General features: G+C 70.7%; 14 protein-coding genes and 1 pseudogene. 6 read left to right on the top strand and 9 right to left on the bottom strand.

Features of this window, described 5'->3' with window-relative positions; translation table 11 throughout:
- Together A5673_RS29455 and A5673_RS05555 are read left to right on the top strand one after the other, a co-directional pair.
- Positions 1 to 377 (top strand): annotated as a pseudogene (locus A5673_RS29455) (hypothetical protein); the annotation flags it as partial.
- Complete coding sequence (locus tag A5673_RS05555; protein ID WP_068228237.1) at positions 377 to 2,866, top strand: ATP-binding cassette domain-containing protein; 2,490 nt, start codon at positions 377 to 379, stop codon at positions 2,864 to 2,866. The pseudogene A5673_RS29455 and the gene A5673_RS05555, both read left to right, overlap by 1 nt.
- On the opposite strand, the gene A5673_RS05550 is transcribed toward A5673_RS05555, so the two are convergent.
- The 6 genes from A5673_RS05550 to A5673_RS05525 form a co-directional block, all read right to left on the bottom strand.
- Positions 2,863 to 3,429 (bottom strand): pentapeptide repeat-containing protein, encoded by a 567-nt coding sequence (locus A5673_RS05550; protein ID WP_068228234.1) that lies wholly within the window; start codon positions 3,427 to 3,429, stop codon positions 2,863 to 2,865. The genes A5673_RS05555 and A5673_RS05550 overlap by 4 nt on opposite strands.
- Positions 3,430 to 3,436: 7 nt before the next feature.
- Positions 3,437 to 4,012 carry an ATP/GTP-binding protein gene (locus A5673_RS05545; RefSeq protein WP_068228229.1) on the bottom strand — a complete coding sequence of 192 codons (576 nt, stop codon included), beginning with the start codon at positions 4,010 to 4,012 and terminating at the stop codon, positions 3,437 to 3,439.
- Positions 3,993 to 4,367, bottom strand: coding sequence for a DUF742 domain-containing protein (locus A5673_RS05540; RefSeq protein ID WP_068228226.1), 375 nt, complete (start codon positions 4,365 to 4,367; stop codon positions 3,993 to 3,995). Before A5673_RS05540 ends, A5673_RS05545 begins: the two co-directional genes overlap by 20 nt.
- A gap of 6 nt (positions 4,368 to 4,373) precedes the next feature.
- A complete protein-coding gene (locus A5673_RS05535; protein WP_068228222.1) occupies positions 4,374 to 4,778 on the bottom strand; it encodes a serine protease inhibitor in 405 nt (134 codons plus the stop codon).
- Positions 4,775 to 7,579, bottom strand: coding sequence for an ATP-binding protein (locus A5673_RS05530; protein ID WP_068228244.1), 2,805 nt, complete (start codon positions 7,577 to 7,579; stop codon positions 4,775 to 4,777). Before A5673_RS05530 ends, A5673_RS05535 begins: the two co-directional genes overlap by 4 nt.
- A gap of 247 nt (positions 7,580 to 7,826) precedes the next feature.
- A complete protein-coding gene (locus A5673_RS05525) occupies positions 7,827 to 8,432 on the bottom strand; it encodes a bifunctional 2-polyprenyl-6-hydroxyphenol methylase/3-demethylubiquinol 3-O-methyltransferase UbiG (RefSeq protein ID WP_068228220.1) in 606 nt (201 codons plus the stop codon).
- A gap of 42 nt (positions 8,433 to 8,474) precedes the next feature.
- Between A5673_RS05525 and A5673_RS05520 the strand changes: the two genes are divergently transcribed.
- On the top strand, positions 8,475 to 8,939 hold the full coding sequence (locus A5673_RS05520; protein WP_068228242.1) for a tRNA (cytidine(34)-2'-O)-methyltransferase: 465 nt from the start codon (positions 8,475 to 8,477) through the stop codon (positions 8,937 to 8,939).
- 38 nt (positions 8,940 to 8,977) lie between these two features.
- The gene (locus A5673_RS05515; RefSeq protein WP_068228216.1) at positions 8,978 to 9,304 is read left to right on the top strand and encodes a YciI family protein; all 327 of its coding nucleotides are present in this window, start codon (positions 8,978 to 8,980) and stop codon (positions 9,302 to 9,304) included.
- A gap of 13 nt (positions 9,305 to 9,317) precedes the next feature.
- Here the strand turns inward: A5673_RS05515 and A5673_RS05510 are convergent, their stop codons facing one another.
- The gene (locus A5673_RS05510; RefSeq protein WP_068228213.1) at positions 9,318 to 9,962 is read right to left on the bottom strand and encodes a nitroreductase family protein; all 645 of its coding nucleotides are present in this window, start codon (positions 9,960 to 9,962) and stop codon (positions 9,318 to 9,320) included.
- 23 nt (positions 9,963 to 9,985) lie between these two features.
- Here A5673_RS05510 and A5673_RS05505 point away from each other — a divergent pair, with 23 nt between their 5' ends.
- The gene (locus tag A5673_RS05505; RefSeq protein ID WP_068228205.1) at positions 9,986 to 10,399 is read left to right on the top strand and encodes a TIGR03667 family PPOX class F420-dependent oxidoreductase; all 414 of its coding nucleotides are present in this window, start codon (positions 9,986 to 9,988) and stop codon (positions 10,397 to 10,399) included.
- A gap of 18 nt (positions 10,400 to 10,417) precedes the next feature.
- Here the strand turns inward: A5673_RS05505 and A5673_RS05500 are convergent, their stop codons facing one another.
- Positions 10,418 to 11,251 carry an oxidoreductase gene (locus tag A5673_RS05500; RefSeq protein WP_068228197.1) on the bottom strand — a complete coding sequence of 278 codons (834 nt, stop codon included), beginning with the start codon at positions 11,249 to 11,251 and terminating at the stop codon, positions 10,418 to 10,420.
- 19 nt (positions 11,252 to 11,270) lie between these two features.
- A complete protein-coding gene (locus A5673_RS05495; protein ID WP_068228194.1) occupies positions 11,271 to 14,549 on the bottom strand; it encodes an error-prone DNA polymerase in 3,279 nt (1,092 codons plus the stop codon).
- A 146-nt stretch (positions 14,550 to 14,695) separates the two neighbouring features.
- Here A5673_RS05495 and A5673_RS05490 point away from each other — a divergent pair.
- Positions 14,696 to 15,548, top strand: an 853-nt coding sequence (locus A5673_RS05490) for a wax ester/triacylglycerol synthase domain-containing protein (protein ID WP_304442555.1), incomplete at its 3' end; no start/stop codon positions are given.

Genomic DNA, 15,548 nt, shown 5'->3' with positions numbered 1-15,548 from the left:
CGTTGTCGGCGATCGCCAAGTCCCAGGACCAGATCATGCCGCTGCTGGTGGTCGCCATCATGTCGCAGCTGGTGTTCTGCGGCGGCTTGATCTGGGTGACCAACCGGCCCGTGCTCGACCAGCTGTCCTGGCTCACGCCGGCCCGGTGGGGCTACGCCTCGGCGGCGTCGACGATCGACACCCACCGCCTGGTGGTCGGCCCGACCGACCCGAAAGACCAGCACTTCGACCACAAGGCGAGCGCCTGGCTGTTCGACATCGCGATGCTCCTGGTCTTGTGCGTGGTCTACAGCGCCATCGTGTGGTGGAAGATCCGGCTGAAGGGGCACTCCGGCGCCCGCGGCACTCGCCTGTCGAGGAACAGATCGAAGCGCTGATGAGTCAGCCCGTGCAGCCAGTGCTGACGGTGCGGTCTGCGCGGTGGGAAGGCAATTTCGCGCCGGGTCGCGAGGTGGTCGTCGGCAGCGACGTGCGCGCCGACCTGCGCGTCGCGCACCCGCTGGTGGCCCGAGCGCACCTGCTGCTGCGGTTCGACAACGGCCGGTGGGTCGCGGTCGACAACCATTCGCTGAACGGGGTCTTTTTCAACGGCCGGCGGGTGCCGGCGATCGACATCCAGGACGGCCAGAGCGTCAACATCGGCAAGCCCGACGGGCCGCTGATCACGTTCCGCGTCGGGCAGCACCAGGGCACCGTCGGGCTGTTGCCGCCGACGGAAACGGTCCCGACGATCGTGGCGCCCAGCGTCCCCCTGCCGGTGCGTCCGGGGAGCCCCGCGCCGCGACCGCCGGGCCCACCCCCGCGCGACGAAACGCCGCGCACCAGTGCCATTCCGATCGTCCCGCCCGCCGAGACCTCCGACGACGAGAACCCGCCGACCCAGATCGGCGTGAGCGGCGAGATCGCGGAGTTCCCGACCACCAAGGTCAAGGCCCTGGGTTCGGGCAAGCTCGAGGCCCCGGTCACCGGCGCCGCGTGGATCGGGCGCTCGCTCGACAACGACGTCGTCGTGCACGACGTGCTGGCCTCGCGCCACCACGCGTTCCTGACCGCGACCCCGCTCGGTACCGAGATCCGCGACGCCCACAGCATCAACGGCACCTACGTCAACGGGATCCGGGTGGGGTCCGCGGTGCTCGCCGAGGGCGACGTGGTCACGATCGGCAACGTCGACCTGGTGTTCACCGGCGGCATCCTGGTGCGCGGCCAGGAGGTGGCGGCGCGCACCGGCGGCCTGGAGGTGCGCGAGGTCGACTTCAGCATCGGCGAGAAGAACCTGCTGGAACGCGTGTCGCTGACCGCCAGGCCCGGCACCCTTACCGCGATCATCGGCGGGTCCGGGGCCGGCAAGACCACGCTGTCGCGCCTCATCGCCGGCTACGCCACCCCCACCACGGGCTCGGTGACGTTCGAGGGCCACAACATCCACACCGAGTACGGCTCGTTGCGCACCCGGATCGGGATGGTGCCGCAGGACGACGTCGTGCACCGCCAGCTCACGGTCAACCAGGCGCTGGGCTACGCCGCCGAGCTGCGGCTGCCGCCCGACACCAGCAAGGCCGACCGCGAACAGGTCGTCGCCCAGGTGCTCGACGAACTCGGGCTGACCAAGCATGCCGACACCCGCGTCGACAAGCTCTCCGGCGGCCAGCGCAAGCGCGCGTCGGTCGCGCTCGAGCTGCTCACCGGACCGTCGCTGCTGATCCTCGACGAGCCCACCTCCGGGCTGGACCCGGCGCTGGACCTGCAGGTGATGACCATGCTGCGCCAACTTGCCGACGCCGGCCGCGTGGTGCTGGTGGTCACCCACTCGCTGACGTACCTGGACGTCTGCGACCAGGTGCTGCTGATGGCGCCCGGCGGCAAGACGGCCTACCTGGGCCCGCCGGACCAGATCGGCGGCGCCATGGGCACCACCAACTGGGCGCAGATCTTCGCGAAGGTGGGCGCCGACCCCGACGAGGCCAACCGCCGCTTCCTGGCCCAGAACGCGCCCCCGCCGCCGCTGGCGTCGGCGCCGGCCGACCTCGGCGCCCCGGCGCGCACCAGCGTGCGCCACCAATTCGCCACGATCGCCCGGCGCCAGGTCCGGCTGGTCGTCGCCGACCGCGCCTACTTCGTGTTCCTGGCGCTGTTGCCCTTCGTCCTGGGCGCGTTGTCGCTGACCGTCCCGGGCAACACCGGGTTCAGCATCGCCCGACCGACCAGCGGGACGCCCGACGAATCCGCCCAGATCCTGACCCTGACGTCGGTCGCCGCGGTGTTCATGGGCACCGCGCTGACGATCCGCGACCTGATCGGCGAGCGGGCCATCTTCCGGCGCGAACAGGCGGTGGGCCTGTCGACAAGCGCCTACCTCGCGGCGAAGCTGACGGTGTTCTGCGTGTTCGCGATCGTGCAGTCCGCCATCGTGACGGCCATCGTGCTGGTGGGCAAGGGGGCACCGACGCAGCCGGCGGTGCTGCTGGGTAACGCGAGCTTCGAGCTGTTCGTGACCATCGCCGCGATGTGTGTGGCCTCCGCGGTCCTCGGTTTGGTGCTGTCGTCGCTCGCGCGCTCCAGCGAGCAGATCATGCCGCTGCTGGTGGTCTCGCTCATGCTGCAGCTGGTGCTTGCCGGCGGCATGGTCCCGGTGACCGGCCGGATCTTCCTCGACCAGCTGTCCTGGCTGCTGCCCTCCCGATGGGGCTACGCGGCGTCGGCGTCCACGGTCGACGTGCGGCTGCTGGTGCCCGGTTCGCTGGTGCAGCAGGACAGCCATTGGGCGCACACGCCCGGCGCATGGCTGCTCGACATGGGGATGCTCGTCGCGCTGTCGGTGCTCTACGCCGGCATCGTGCGGTGGCGCATCCGGCTCAGGCGCTAATCCTTCTGATCCGGCAGAGCGTCGAAACGCAGTCCGTGCGCCAGCGCGAACGCCATCGCCTGCGGCACGTCGACGCGCGCGCCCGCCAGCGACGCGCTGCGCCACACCGACGGGTCCACGGTGGCGCCGCGCAGGTCGGCGTCGTCCAACCGCGCGCCCGTCGCCCGCACACCGGACAGGTCGGCGCCGCGCAGCACGGCCTTGCGCAGGTCGGCCTCCACCAGGCTGGCCTCCCGCAACCGGCAGCCGCTCAGGTCGAGCCCGCGCAGGTCGTTGCCGCCGAGCACGGCCAGCGTGAAATCCACCTCGTCGAAGGTCATCGGGCGCATCCGGCAACCGACGAAGACCGAGCCCAGCATGCTGCACTGCGCAAAGACGCTGTGCCACAACAATGTTCGCTCGAAGGTGCAGTTGCGAAACGCCGATCCGCGGTGGTGTGACTCGGCCAGGTTGACGCCGCCGAAGTTGCAGTCGCTGAACACCACCCGCTCCGTGCGCAGCCGGCTGAGGTCGTCGTCGCGAAAGTCCGTGCCGGCGAACTCGCGGTCGACCCAGTGCTGCAACGTCCGATCAGCTCGCGGCCAGGGTTTCCAGGGCGTACTCGCTGACGGCGATGAGGGCGTCCCTCGCCGAGCGGCGATCGCGGGCGTCGACGGTGATCACCGGGATGTGCCGGGGCAGCGTCAGCGCCTCGCGCACCGCCTCGACGGGATACCGTGGGGCGCCGTCGAATTCGTTGACCGCGATCAAGAACGGCAGGTTGCGGTGCTCGAAGAAGTCGACCGCGGCGAAGCTGTCCTGCAGGCGCCGGCAGTCGACCAGGACGATCGCGCCGATCGCGCCGCGCACCAGGTCGTCCCACATGAACCAGAACCGGCGCTGCCCCGGGGTGCCGAACAGGTAGAGCACCAGCTCCTCGTCCAGGGTGATGCGGCCGAAGTCCATCGCGACCGTGGTGGTCTTCTTGTCCGGGGTGGCCTCCAGCGCGTCGACGCCGGTCGACGCGTCGGTCAGCATCGCCTCGGTGCGCAACGGCATGATTTCCGAGACGGCCCCGACGAACGTGGTCTTGCCGACACCGAATCCGCCCGCGACGACGATCTTCGTCGAAGCGTGCGCCCCGCCGTCAGAGTGCTCGAAGACCACGCAGTGTCCTTCCTATGAGTTCGTGGCGCTCATCCCGGGTGGAGCGCTCGGTCAGCGTCCTGTGCACCCGAAGGTAGCCGGACAGCACGAGATCGCCGACCAGGACGCGCGCGACGCCGACCGGTAAATCCAGCCGGGCCGAGATTTCCGCGACCGACGGGCTTTCCACGCACAGTTGGATGATTTTGCCTCTCGCGTCGTTGGGCGGCCACCGGTGGGCCAGGCCGGCCTGCAACGTCTGGATCGGCGCTTCCAGGGGAAGGTCGACGTCGGTGTCGGTCCGGCCCGAGGTCAGGGTGTACGGACGGACCAGGTTCGCCTCACGGGAGGCCGGCCAGGGTTCGCGTCGGTCCATCGCGGCTCACGCGTGCTGAGCGGGCGACCGGCGGCTGGACTGCACCACCCCGCCCACCTGTTCGACGAGGATGGCCATCTCGTAGCCGATCTGGCCGATGTCGCAGGACGTCACGGCCAGCGTGGCCAGATGAGAGCCGTCGCCGACCCGCATCAGCAGCAGGTAGCCGTTCTGCATTTCGACCACCGACTGCAGCACCTGGCCGCCCTCGAACAGCTGCGCGGCGCCGGTTGCCAGGCTGGCCAGCCCCGACGCGACGGCGGCCAGCTGATCGGCCCGCTCCCGCGGCAGGTGCTCGCTGGCGGCGACCGGCAGCCCGTCGACGGACACCAGCAGCGCGTGCGCCACCCCGGGGACCTCGCGGGCGAACTTCGTCACCAGCCAGTCCAGCGAATTGCCGGCAGACGTCATTGTTGATCCGATCCTTCACTCGTCTCGCGGGCGTGCGACCGTCCCGTGCGCACTCCGCCGAAATGGCTGCTGAACGAGGCCCGCACCGCCTCGGGGTCCCGCGCCGCCGCATGGGACCCGACGAGGGACCCCTGGTCCGCGTCGTCGTCCTGCTTGTCGCCCGGGGTGGCGCTCGCCCCGTTGGCCGTGCCGGGCACCAGCCGGGCGCCCGGTGTGCGGACCGGCAGCCCGTGCTCGGTTTGCGCCTCGACGGGCTTGTCCTCGGCCGCGGCGGCCAGCGACCAGCCGCGGTCCCACACCGACTGCCAATCCAGGTCGGGGCTGTTCACCAGGTCGTGCGGGTCGCCCAGCATTTCCGCCAGCATCCGACGGTAGATGACGTCGTCGTCGGCGGGGGTCTGGGCAGCCTTCGGGGCCTTCGGAATCGTCGGGATCGACGGGGCTTCCGGCGCGTCGGCGCTTGGGGCGCTCTGCGAGCGCGCGGCAAAGAACGCCGACGTGTCCGATGCCACCGCGGGCTTGGCCGGCTTCGGTGGCTGGTCCGGTTCCGGCTGGTCCGGCTCCGGCTGCGGCTGGGCCTGTTGCGCCGTCTCCCACCACGGGGTGGCGAGCTCGCGGCGGTGTCGCCGGGGCAGCTGCGCGGCGGGCGGCTCGGGGACCGCGGCAGGTTCGGAAGGGGCCGTAGCAGGGTTGGCAACGTCGGCGATGCCGCTGGAACCGGGGTTGCGGCGCGGCAACAGGGTGACCGACGGCCCCGACGCCTCGGCGCCGTTCTGGTTCGCCGGCTGCTGTTCGGCGGGCTCACCGGGGTCCGTCGTCGCGATGGCGTTGGCGAGTTGGGTGCTCGGCGATGCCACGGCGCCGGCCCGTCCCCGCGGCTCGGCCGCCTGGGCCGCCCCCGCCAGCAGCGTCGGCGGGAGATAGATCTCGGCGGTGGTGCCGGCGCCCGCCTCGTTGGCCGCCGGGCCCCGCAGCCCCACCCGGATGCCGTGCCGGGCGGCGATCCGGCCGACCACGAAAAGGCCCATGTGCCGCGCGTTGTCGGGGGTGACGTCACCGCCGGCATGCAGCCGCATGTTGGCCATGCGCCGGTCGGCGTCGTTCATTCCCAGGCCGGAGTCGGAGATCCGCAGCATGACGCCGCCGTCCCCGCCGCCCGCCGCCGAGACCCGGACGGTCGTCGTCGGCGGCGAGTAGCGCAGGGCGTTGTCGATCAGCTCGGCGAACAGGTGAATGGCGCCGCCGGCCGCCGCGCCGACGAGCATGCAGTCGGGCAGGGCGGTCAGCTCGACCCGCCGGTAGTCCTCGACCTCGGACACCGCGGCGTTGATCACCGTCGTCAGCGGTACCGGGTCGCGCTGGTCGCGGGCCAGCGGGGCGCCCGCGAGCACCAGCAGGTTGGCGCTGTTGCGGCGCAACCGCGCCGCCAGGTGGTCCAGCCGGAACAGGCTGTCGAGGCGGTCGGGATCCTCCTCGTTGCGCTCCAGCCGGTCGATCAGCGTGAGCTGCTGGTCCACCAGCGAACGGCTGCGCCGCGACATCGTCTCGAACATGTCGTTGACCAGCAAGCGCAGCCGCGCCTCGTCGCCGGCCAGCAACAGGGCCTGCGTGTGCAGTTCGTCGACGGCGTGGGCGACCTGGCCGATCTCCTCGGTGGTGTACACCGGCAGCGGCTGCGGAATGGGTTCGGCGCCACCGGCCTTGACGCGGGCCACCTCGTCCTCGAGGTCTCGGTGGGCGACCTGGAGAGCGCCGTCGCGCAGGACGCGCAGCGGCCGCACCAGGGCGCGCGCCACCAGCAGCACGACCAGAAGCGCGATCACGATGGCGGCCAGCACCAGCACGGTGTCGCGGATCGCCGAGTTGCGGCGGTCGGTTGCCTCGGCGTGCACCGACTTGGTCACGGACGCGGTGGCGTCGGTGACGATCTGTTCGGCGATCCCGTCGGTGGTCTGGATCGACCGCAGCAGTTCGGGGTTGTCGACGAGCACGCTGGCCGGATCCGACATGATCGCCATCCGGGTGACCATCTGCTGTTGCAGCGTCTTGGCTTCGGGCGAGCCGGCGCCCAGCACCTCGCTCATCCCGAACAGCGTCGACGGTTCGGTGCCGGCCAGGGTCATCATCGAGGTTCGCAGCTGCGGCTCGGGCAGGTCGGACCCGCGGGTCACCAGGATCTCCTGCATCGTCATCTGCCCGCGGGCGCCGACCGCGCGGCTCAGCCCCTGCGCCTCGGCGCGGATCCGCTCGTTGCCGACGCGCACCGACGCGTTGATCACGTCCTCGGCGGTCAGCAGGAGCGGGGCGTAGGTGGTCACCCGGTCCCGCAAACCGATGCTGTTGTCGGCCACCTTGTCCAGCAGCCCCTGACCGCCGTTCAGCAGGGTGCTCACCCCGGACCGGACATCGGGGGTGACGTCGGTGTCCGCCAGCCGCTGTTGCAGCTCGTGCTTGCGCGCCTCGTAGTTTTTCCGGGCGCCGTCGACGTCGCGCCCGGTGGAGCTGGCCAGCAGCGCGACGTCGAGCGCCGACACGTACTTGGTGATCGCGGGCAGCACGTCGGCCCGCGCGGCGGCCAGCTTGAGGCCGCCCGCGTTGGCCATCGCGTCCTTGATGCGCAACCCGCCGAACGCCGTCGCCAAAATCAGCGGGACCAGCACGATCGCCAGGACCTTGTAGCGAACGGGCCAGTTGCTCAGCGACCAGGTCGGCGGGCGTGTGGCCCGCGCCGCGCCGGGGGCGGGGGCGTCATCGAACTCGGCCGGGGCCGCCTCGGCCGCGTGGGCCGGGCGGGCGAACATGGTCACGTGCGTGCGGCCGCGCGGCCGGCCGCTGCGCTGATCGTCAGCGCTCGGTGAAACGAGGTACTCATGAGACTTCCTGCTTTAATCCGCCTACCCCACGCAGTCGGCGCCAGCGATAAACGCCTGGCAATCCGACGAGTATGACAGCCTGCGGCCCAGGTCTCCACAATTCTTACTGAGTAGGCAGAGCCCTCTAAGGTTTGCCGGTGCGCGGGGATGCAAGTCTGGCAAACAAATTGGGGACCTAAGACGGCCGAAGGAGCGCGACCACGAAATCGGACTCGTCGGTGAACGGTCGCAGATCCCAGGTGGAGAGCAGCAGATCGTGCCCGAACCCGGCAGCTGCCGCGTCGTCGAGAAACTGGCCGAACTCGTACCCGCGGCCGGCGCCCAAGCCGATCACCGCCCGACCGCCGTCCCGCAGGTGCGCACGCAGCCGGCCCAGCACCTGGACTCGGGTGCTCGGGGCAAGGAACGTCATCACGTTGCCGGCCGACACGATGACGTCGAACGCCTCGGCGATGCCGCGCGCGGGCAGGTCGAGTTCGGCGAGGTCGCCGACGAGCCAGCGCGGCCCGGGATGGTCGTGCTCGGCCGCCTCGATGAGCACCGGGTCGACGTCGACACCGACCACCCGGTGACCGGCCCTGGCCAGGTGACCGCCCAACCGGCCCGGGCCGCAGCCGGCATCCAGGATGTGGGCGCCGCGCGGCGCCATCGCGTCCACCAGGCGAGCCTCGCCGAGCAGGTCGTCACCGGCGCGTGCCATGGCGCGGAAGCGCTCGACATACCAGTGCGAGTGTCCGGGATCCGCTGCCACCTTCTGCATCCAGATGCTCTGTTCGACCATGCCAGCATTATCCCAAGCGACGACCCGGGCAGGATGGCGTGCGTGTTCAAGGTGCTGTTCTATTCGCCGCGCATCGCGCCCAACACCGGCAACGCCATCCGGACGGCTGCCGCCACCGGCGCCGAACTGCATCTGGTCGAGCCGCTGGGCTTCGATCTGTCCGAACCCAAACTGCGGCGGGCCGGCCTGGACTACCACGACCTCGCGTCGGTCACCGTGCACCCGTCGCTGCGGGCCGCCTGGGAGGCGCTGGCGCCGGAGCGGGTTTTCGCGTTCACCGCGCACGCGACCACGTGGTTCGCCGACGTCGACTACGCCGCCGGCGACGTGTTGATGTTCGGGCCCGAACCCGACGGGCTGGACGCGGCGACCCTGGCGGACGAGCACATCACCGCACAGGTGCGCATCCCGATGCTGGCCGGCCGGCGCTCGCTGAACCTGTCCAACGCCGCCGCGGTCGCCGTCTACGAGGCGTGGCGTCAGCATGGCTACGCCGGGGCCGTTTGACGCGATGAATACCGGGCCGCGCCCGAGTCAGCCTTGACATGGCTACCTTCATCACGATCGGTTACGGGGACGCGGCCGGGTACGACCGCGTGAGCGACGAATGCAAACAGGCCGCGCACGAGCGCGACGATGCGTTGCGCGCGGCCGGGGCGCTCATCGGGATTGCCGGCCGCCCGGTTCAGGTGCGCAATCCGGACGGTTCGGGGGTGCGGACCGAGTCCGGGCCGTATCTGCATTCGGGGCTGCCGATCGCCGGGTTCGCCGTGTTGGAGGCCGAGGACCTCGCAACGGCGATCGAGCGGGTGAGCCAAACACCCTGCGCCGTCGCCCACGGCGTCGTCGAGGTCTGGCCCCTGTCTATGTGATCCGCGACCTGAGCTACCAGGCGTTCCAGTGCGTGAGCTGCTCGGCGGGCAGCCGCTTGGCCGGCCGGAAGTCGGTGCCCTTGGTGTAGGCGATCGGGAACAGCCCGCCCTGGCTGTACTTCTCGTAGGGGATGCCGAGCACGTCGGCCGCCTGCTTCTCGCCGTCGCGCAGCAGGTGCAGCGTGGTCCAGCAGGAGCCCAGGCCCCGCGAGCGCAGCGCCAGGCAGAAGCTCCAGACCGCCGGGAACAGCGACGCCCAGAACGACACGCCGCCCAGCGGCGTCTTGTCCTCGCGGCCTTCGATGCACGGGATCATCAGCACCGGCGCCTCGTGCATGTGCTCGGCGAGGTAGGTGGCGGAGTCGCGCACCTTGCCCATCCGCTCACTGCGGGCGTCACCGTCGGCGTATTGGGCGCCGGGCGCGCTGAGGTAGCCGCGCGCGTTGGACAGGTAGATGTCGCCGAGCGCCTTCTTCTTGTCGGCGTCCTCGACGAACACCCATTGCCAGCCCTGCGAGTTCGAGCCCGTCGGCGCCTGCAGCGCCAAGTCGAGGCATTCCATCAGGACGTCGCGACCCACCGGCTTGTCGAAGTCGAGGCGCTTGCGGACCGAGCGGGTGGTGGTGAGGACTTCGTCGACGGACAGGTTGAGGGTCATGTGTGGAGACTACCGTTGGCCTCATGACAGTCGAACTGACACAAGAGGTTTCCAGCAGGCTCGAGTCCGACAACTTCGGGTGGCTGACCACGGTCGCCAAATCGGGACAACCGGTTCCCCGGCTGGTCTGGTTCTACTTCGACGGCACCAAGCTGACGGTCTACTCCATGCCTCAGGCCGGCAAGGTCGCCCACATCAAGGCACACCCCAAAGTGAGCCTGAACCTGGATTCGGATGGTAACGGCGGCGGCATCATCGTCGTTGCCGGGACCGCGACGGTGGACGCAACCGGGGTGAATTGCGCGGATGACGAACCCTACTGGGCGAAGTACGGCGAGCTCGCGAAGGAATTGGAGTCGACCGAGGGGATCTCGATGGACGCCTTCAGCACCCGGTTGGCGATCACCCCGACCAAAGTCTGGACGACGCCCGCTTAACGCAAGAGCGCTCGCGGTCTAGTCGTGGTCGGTCGAGGTCGAGACGGCGCGCCAGTTGTCGATGTCGGCCTGCAGGGTCCTGATCTTGTTCTCGACCGCGGCGAGGCAGTCGGCGCCGAGCAGCAGGTGCACCGGCGGCTCGGATGCCGAGGCGAGGTCGACGATGGCCGCGGCCGCCTTCACCGGGTCGCCCGGCTGCTCGTGGTTGACGTCGGCGGCATGGGTGCGTGTGGCACCCGCGGTGGAGTCGTAGTCCGCTATGACGTTTTCTTCGGTTCCGAGGCTGGAGGCGTCGAGGAAGTCGGTGCGGAAATAGCCGGGTTCGACGATGGTGACCCAGATTCCCAACGACCGGACCTCCTGGGCCAGCGCCTCGCTGAACCCCTCCACCGCGAACTTGGTGGAGCAGTAGATGCCCCACCCGGCCGAGCCGAGCAGTCCCCCGACGGAACTCAGATTGATGATGTGGCCGGAGCGTTGGCGGCGCATGATCGGTAACACGGCCCGTTGCACATTCAGGGTGCCGAACACGTTGACCTCATAGACGGCGCGGACCGCGGCGTCGGACGCCTCCTCGACGGCCCCGAGCAGTCCGCGGCCGGCGTTGTTCACCACCACGTCGATCCGGCCGAACGCGTCGACCGCGGATTCGACGGCCCGCCGCACCTGCTCCGCATCGGTGACGTCGAGATCGACGGGCAGCAGGGCGTCGTCGGCGCCGGGCAGACGGGTTCGGATCTGATCCGCGCGCCGCGCTGTCGCGACCACCCGATCTCCTCGGTTCAGGGCCTTGCGGGCGATCTCGAGGCCGAACCCGCGTGAGGCGCCCGTGAGAAACCAAACCTTGGACATTTCACAGATGCTAGGCGGCTCACCGGAAGTCGCGCGAGCGCGAGCCCACCGCCAGCGTGATGCGGCCCAGCCGCTCGGCGACGACGGTGACGGCGCCGCTGGCGTTTTGCACCTGACCGCGCACCAGCAGGGCCGGCGCGGTGTTGGCCAGCTTGCGGTGCCGCGCCCACACCCCCGGAGTGCAGAGGACATTGACCATCCCGGTCTCGTCCTCGAGGTTGAGAAACGTCACGCCCTGGGCCGTCCCTGGCCGCTGCCGGTGGGTCACCGCGCCGGCGATCAGCACGCGGTCGCCGTCGGGCACGTCCAACAACGCCTCGGCGGGCACCACGCCCAGCGCGTCCAGGTCCCCGCGCAGGAACTGCGTCGGGTAGCTGTCCGGCGAGACGCCGGTGGCCCACACGTCGGCGGCGGCCAGCTCCAGCTCGCTCATCCCCGGCAGCGCCGGGATGTGCGACGACGAGCCCACCCCGGGCAACCGGTCCGGGCGCTGAGTGGCGGCCGCCCCGGCCGCCCACAGCCCCTCGCGCCGGGACATCCCGAAGCAGCCCAGCGCCCCGGCCGTGGCCAGCGCCTCGGTCTGCGGCACGGACAGCTGCAGGCGGGTGGTCAGGTCCAGCAGGGATGCGAAGGGGCCGTGGGCCTTTCGCTCGTCGACCAGCCGCTCGGCCAGGTCGTCGCCGATGTGACGGACCGCACCCAGGCCAAGCCGGACCTCCGTCCCTTCGTTCTCGAGGGTGGCGTGCGCCAGGCTGGCGTTGACGTCCGGGCCGCGCACCGCCACGCCGTGCCGGCGCGCGTCGGCCACCAGCGACTGCGGCGAGTAGAAGCCCATCGGCTGCGCGCGCAGCAGCGCCGCGCAGAACGCCGCCGGGTGGTGCAGCTTGAACCACGACGAGTAGAACACCAGCGACGCGAAGGACAGCGCGTGGCTTTCGGGGAAGCCGAAATTGGCGAAGGCCTCCAGCTTTTCGTAGGTGCGGTCGATCACCTCGCCGGTGGCGCCGTGCAGCGCGCGCATGCCGTCGTAGAACCGGCCGCGCAGCCGTCGCATCCGTTCGGTCGAACGCTTGGAGCCCATGGCGCGCCGCAGCTGGTCGGCCTCGGCGGCGGAAAAACCGGCGCAGTCGACGGCGAGCTGCATCAGCTGCTCCTGAAACAGCGGCACCCCCAGCGTCTTTCGCAGCGCGGACTCCATAGACGGGTGGTCGTAGACGACCGGGTCGACGCCGTTGCGCCGCCGGATGTAGGGGTGCACCGACCCGCCCTGGATGGGCCCGGGGCGGATCAGCGCCACTTCCACCACCAGGTCGTAGAACACCCGCGGCCGTAGCCGCGGCAGGGTGGCCATCTGCGCCCGCGACTCCACCTGGAACACGCCGACGGAATCGGCGCGGCACAGCATCTCGTAGACCGCCGGCTCGGAGAGGTCGAGGCGGGCCAGGTCCACCTCGATGCCCTTGTGCTCGGCCACCAGGTCGATGGCGTAGTGCAGCGCCGAGAGCATGCCCAGCCCGAGCAGGTCGAACTTCACCAAACCGATTGCCGCGCAGTCGTCCTTGTCCCACTGCAGCACGCTGCGGTTCTCCATGCGCGCCCACTCCACCGGGCACACGTCGGCAATCGGGCGGTCGCAGATCACCATGCCGCCGGAATGGATGCCCATGTGCCGCGGCAGGTTCCGGATCTGGTTGGCCAGCTCGATCACCTGCGGCGGGATGTCCTCGATGTCCGGCGAGTCGGCCAACCCGTTCCAGTGGCTGATCTGCTTGCTCCACGCGTCCTGCTGCCCCTGCGAAAACCCCAGGGCGCGGGCCATGTCGCGCACCGCGATCCGGCCCCGGTAGGTGATGACGTTGGCGACCTGGGCGGCGTAGTCGCGGCCGTAGCGGTCGTAGACATACTGGATGACCTTCTCGCGCTGGTCCGATTCGATGTCCATGTCGATGTCGGGCGGCCCGTCGCGGGCGGGCGACAGGAAGCGCTCGAAGAGCAGCTCGTTGGCCACCGGGTCCACCGCCGTGACGCCCAGGGCGTAGCAGACCGCGGAATTGGCCGCCGATCCCCGGCCCTGGCACAGGATGTTGTTTTCCCGGCAGAACCGGGCGATGTCGTGCACCACCAGGAAGTATCCCGGAAAGGTCAGGTGCGCAATGACTTTCAGCTCGTGCTCGATCTGAGCGTACGCGCGCGGCGCCGATTCGGGGAGTCCGTAGCGGTCGCGCGCCCCGGCCATCGTGAGGTGCCGCAGCCAGCTGTCCTCGGTGTGCCCGTCGGGCACGTCGAACGGCGGCAGCTGCGGCGCGATGAGCGCCAGCCCGAACGAGCACTGCTCGCCGAGCTCGGCAGCGGCCGTCACCGCATCGGGCCGCTGGCCGAACAAGCGAGCCATCTCCTCCCCGGACCGCAGGTGCGAGCCACCCAGCGGGGCCAGCCACCCGGCGGCGTCGTCCAGGGACTGCCGGGCCCGGATGGCGCCCATCGCCATGGCCAGCCGGCCGCGCGACGGGTGGGCGAAATGCGCCCCGGTGGTGGCGACGACGCCGACGCCGAAGCGCGGCGCCAGCGCGGCCAGCGCCGCGTTGCGTTCGTCGTCGAGCGGGTGGCCGTGCCGGGTCAGCTCGACGCTGACCCGGTCCGCCCCGAACCGGTCCACCAGGTCGGCCAGCGCCCGCTCCGCGGCCTCCGGTCCGTGCGACAGCGCCTGGCGCACATGGCCTTTGCGGCACCCGGTCAGGATGTGCCAGTGCCCGCCGGCGGCCTCGAGCAGCGCGTCGAGGTGGTAGCGCGGCTTGCCCTTCTCCCCGCCGGCCAGGTGCGCCGCGGCCAACTGCCGCGACAGCCGCCGGTAGCCTTCCGGGCCGCGGGCCAGCACCAGCAGGTGCGGGCCGGGGGGATCCGGCGTCTCGGTGCGCGCGCCCGGCCCCAGCGACAGCTCGGCGCCGAACACGGTGTTCAGCTCGAGTTCGGCGGCGGCTTCGGCGAACCGCACCGCCCCGTACAGGCCGTCGTGGTCGGTGAGCGCCAGGGCGCGCAGGCCCAGCCGGGCGGCCTCCTCGACGAGCTCCTCGGGGGTGCTGGCGCCGTCGAGGAAGCTGAACGCCGAATGCGCGTGCAACTCGGCATACGGGATCGACGAGCGGGCCGGCCGGGCGTCGCCCGGCGGCCGGTAGGTGCCGCGCTTGCGCGACAGCGGGGCGTCCTCCGGTGGGTCCACCGGCGCACCGGCATGGCGCGGCTTGCCGTCGAGCACCCGCTCCATCTCCGCCCAACTCGGCGGCCCGTTGAACCAGCCCACACTTCCGAGGCTACTCGAATATATGTTCGAATGTCAGCGGCTCTGTTAAACGGGTCTAAACACGTTCTTAACGCTGCCGGCCTATCGCCCGGCGGGCGCCGCGCAGATACTGGTACGAGGGCAAAAAACGACGGGCGGGACTGAGCATGGCGCAAGCGAAGGCACTGGACACGGCTTACCTCAAGGCTTCCGATCCCGAACAGCACGCCAGCCTGGCGATCGGCGCGGTCGCCATCGTCGACGGCCCGGCCCCCGATGGCGCGCTGCTGAAAGAGCTTCTGGCCGAACGGTTTCGGTCGATACCGCGCTGCGCGCAGCTGCTGCGGGCCCAGGACTTCGAGTGGATCGACTGTCCGGAAGTCGACGTCGCCCATCATGTGCGCCGGGTCGCGATCCCCCGTCCGGGCGACGACACCCAGCTGTCCCAGGCCATCGCCTTCGCCCTGGAGCGTCCCCTCGACCTGAACCGCCCGCCGTGGGAGTGCTGGGTCATCGAGGGCCTGAGGGGCAACCGCTGGGCGATCCTGATCAAGACCCACCACGACGTCGCCGACGGCAACTCGGCCGCCCACCTGCTCACCCGGCTCTGCGACGACGCCGGCGATGACGCCTTGGTCAAAGATGTTGGTGCCGAGCGGGTTTCGCCGACGCCCCAGCCCGCCCGGGCCGGCGCCCTGGGCCGGGTCGCCGCGATCGCCGGGACCCTCGTCGGCGCCGTGTGGCCGGCGGGTCGGCTACCGGCCAGTCCCGTCATGCGGCGCTACGGCACGGTCCGGGTCCCCGCCGCCGACGTCGACAAGGTGTGCCGCAAATTCGGGGTGACCGTCAACGACGTTGCGCTGGCGGCCATCACCGAGGGCTTCCGGCGGGTGCTGCTGCGCCGCGGGGAGGAGCCGCGCGCGGACTCGCTGCGGACCCTGGTGCCGGCGCCGGTGAGCTCGGCGATGCTGCCGTATCTGCCCGTCGAGCACGAGGACCCCGTCCAGCAGCTGCGCACGG

It is taken from the genome of Mycobacterium sp. E3198, from assembly GCF_001667015.1.
GTDB lineage: Bacteria > Actinomycetota > Actinomycetes > Mycobacteriales > Mycobacteriaceae > Mycobacterium.
This window is presented reverse-complemented; position numbering and strand designations above follow the sequence as displayed.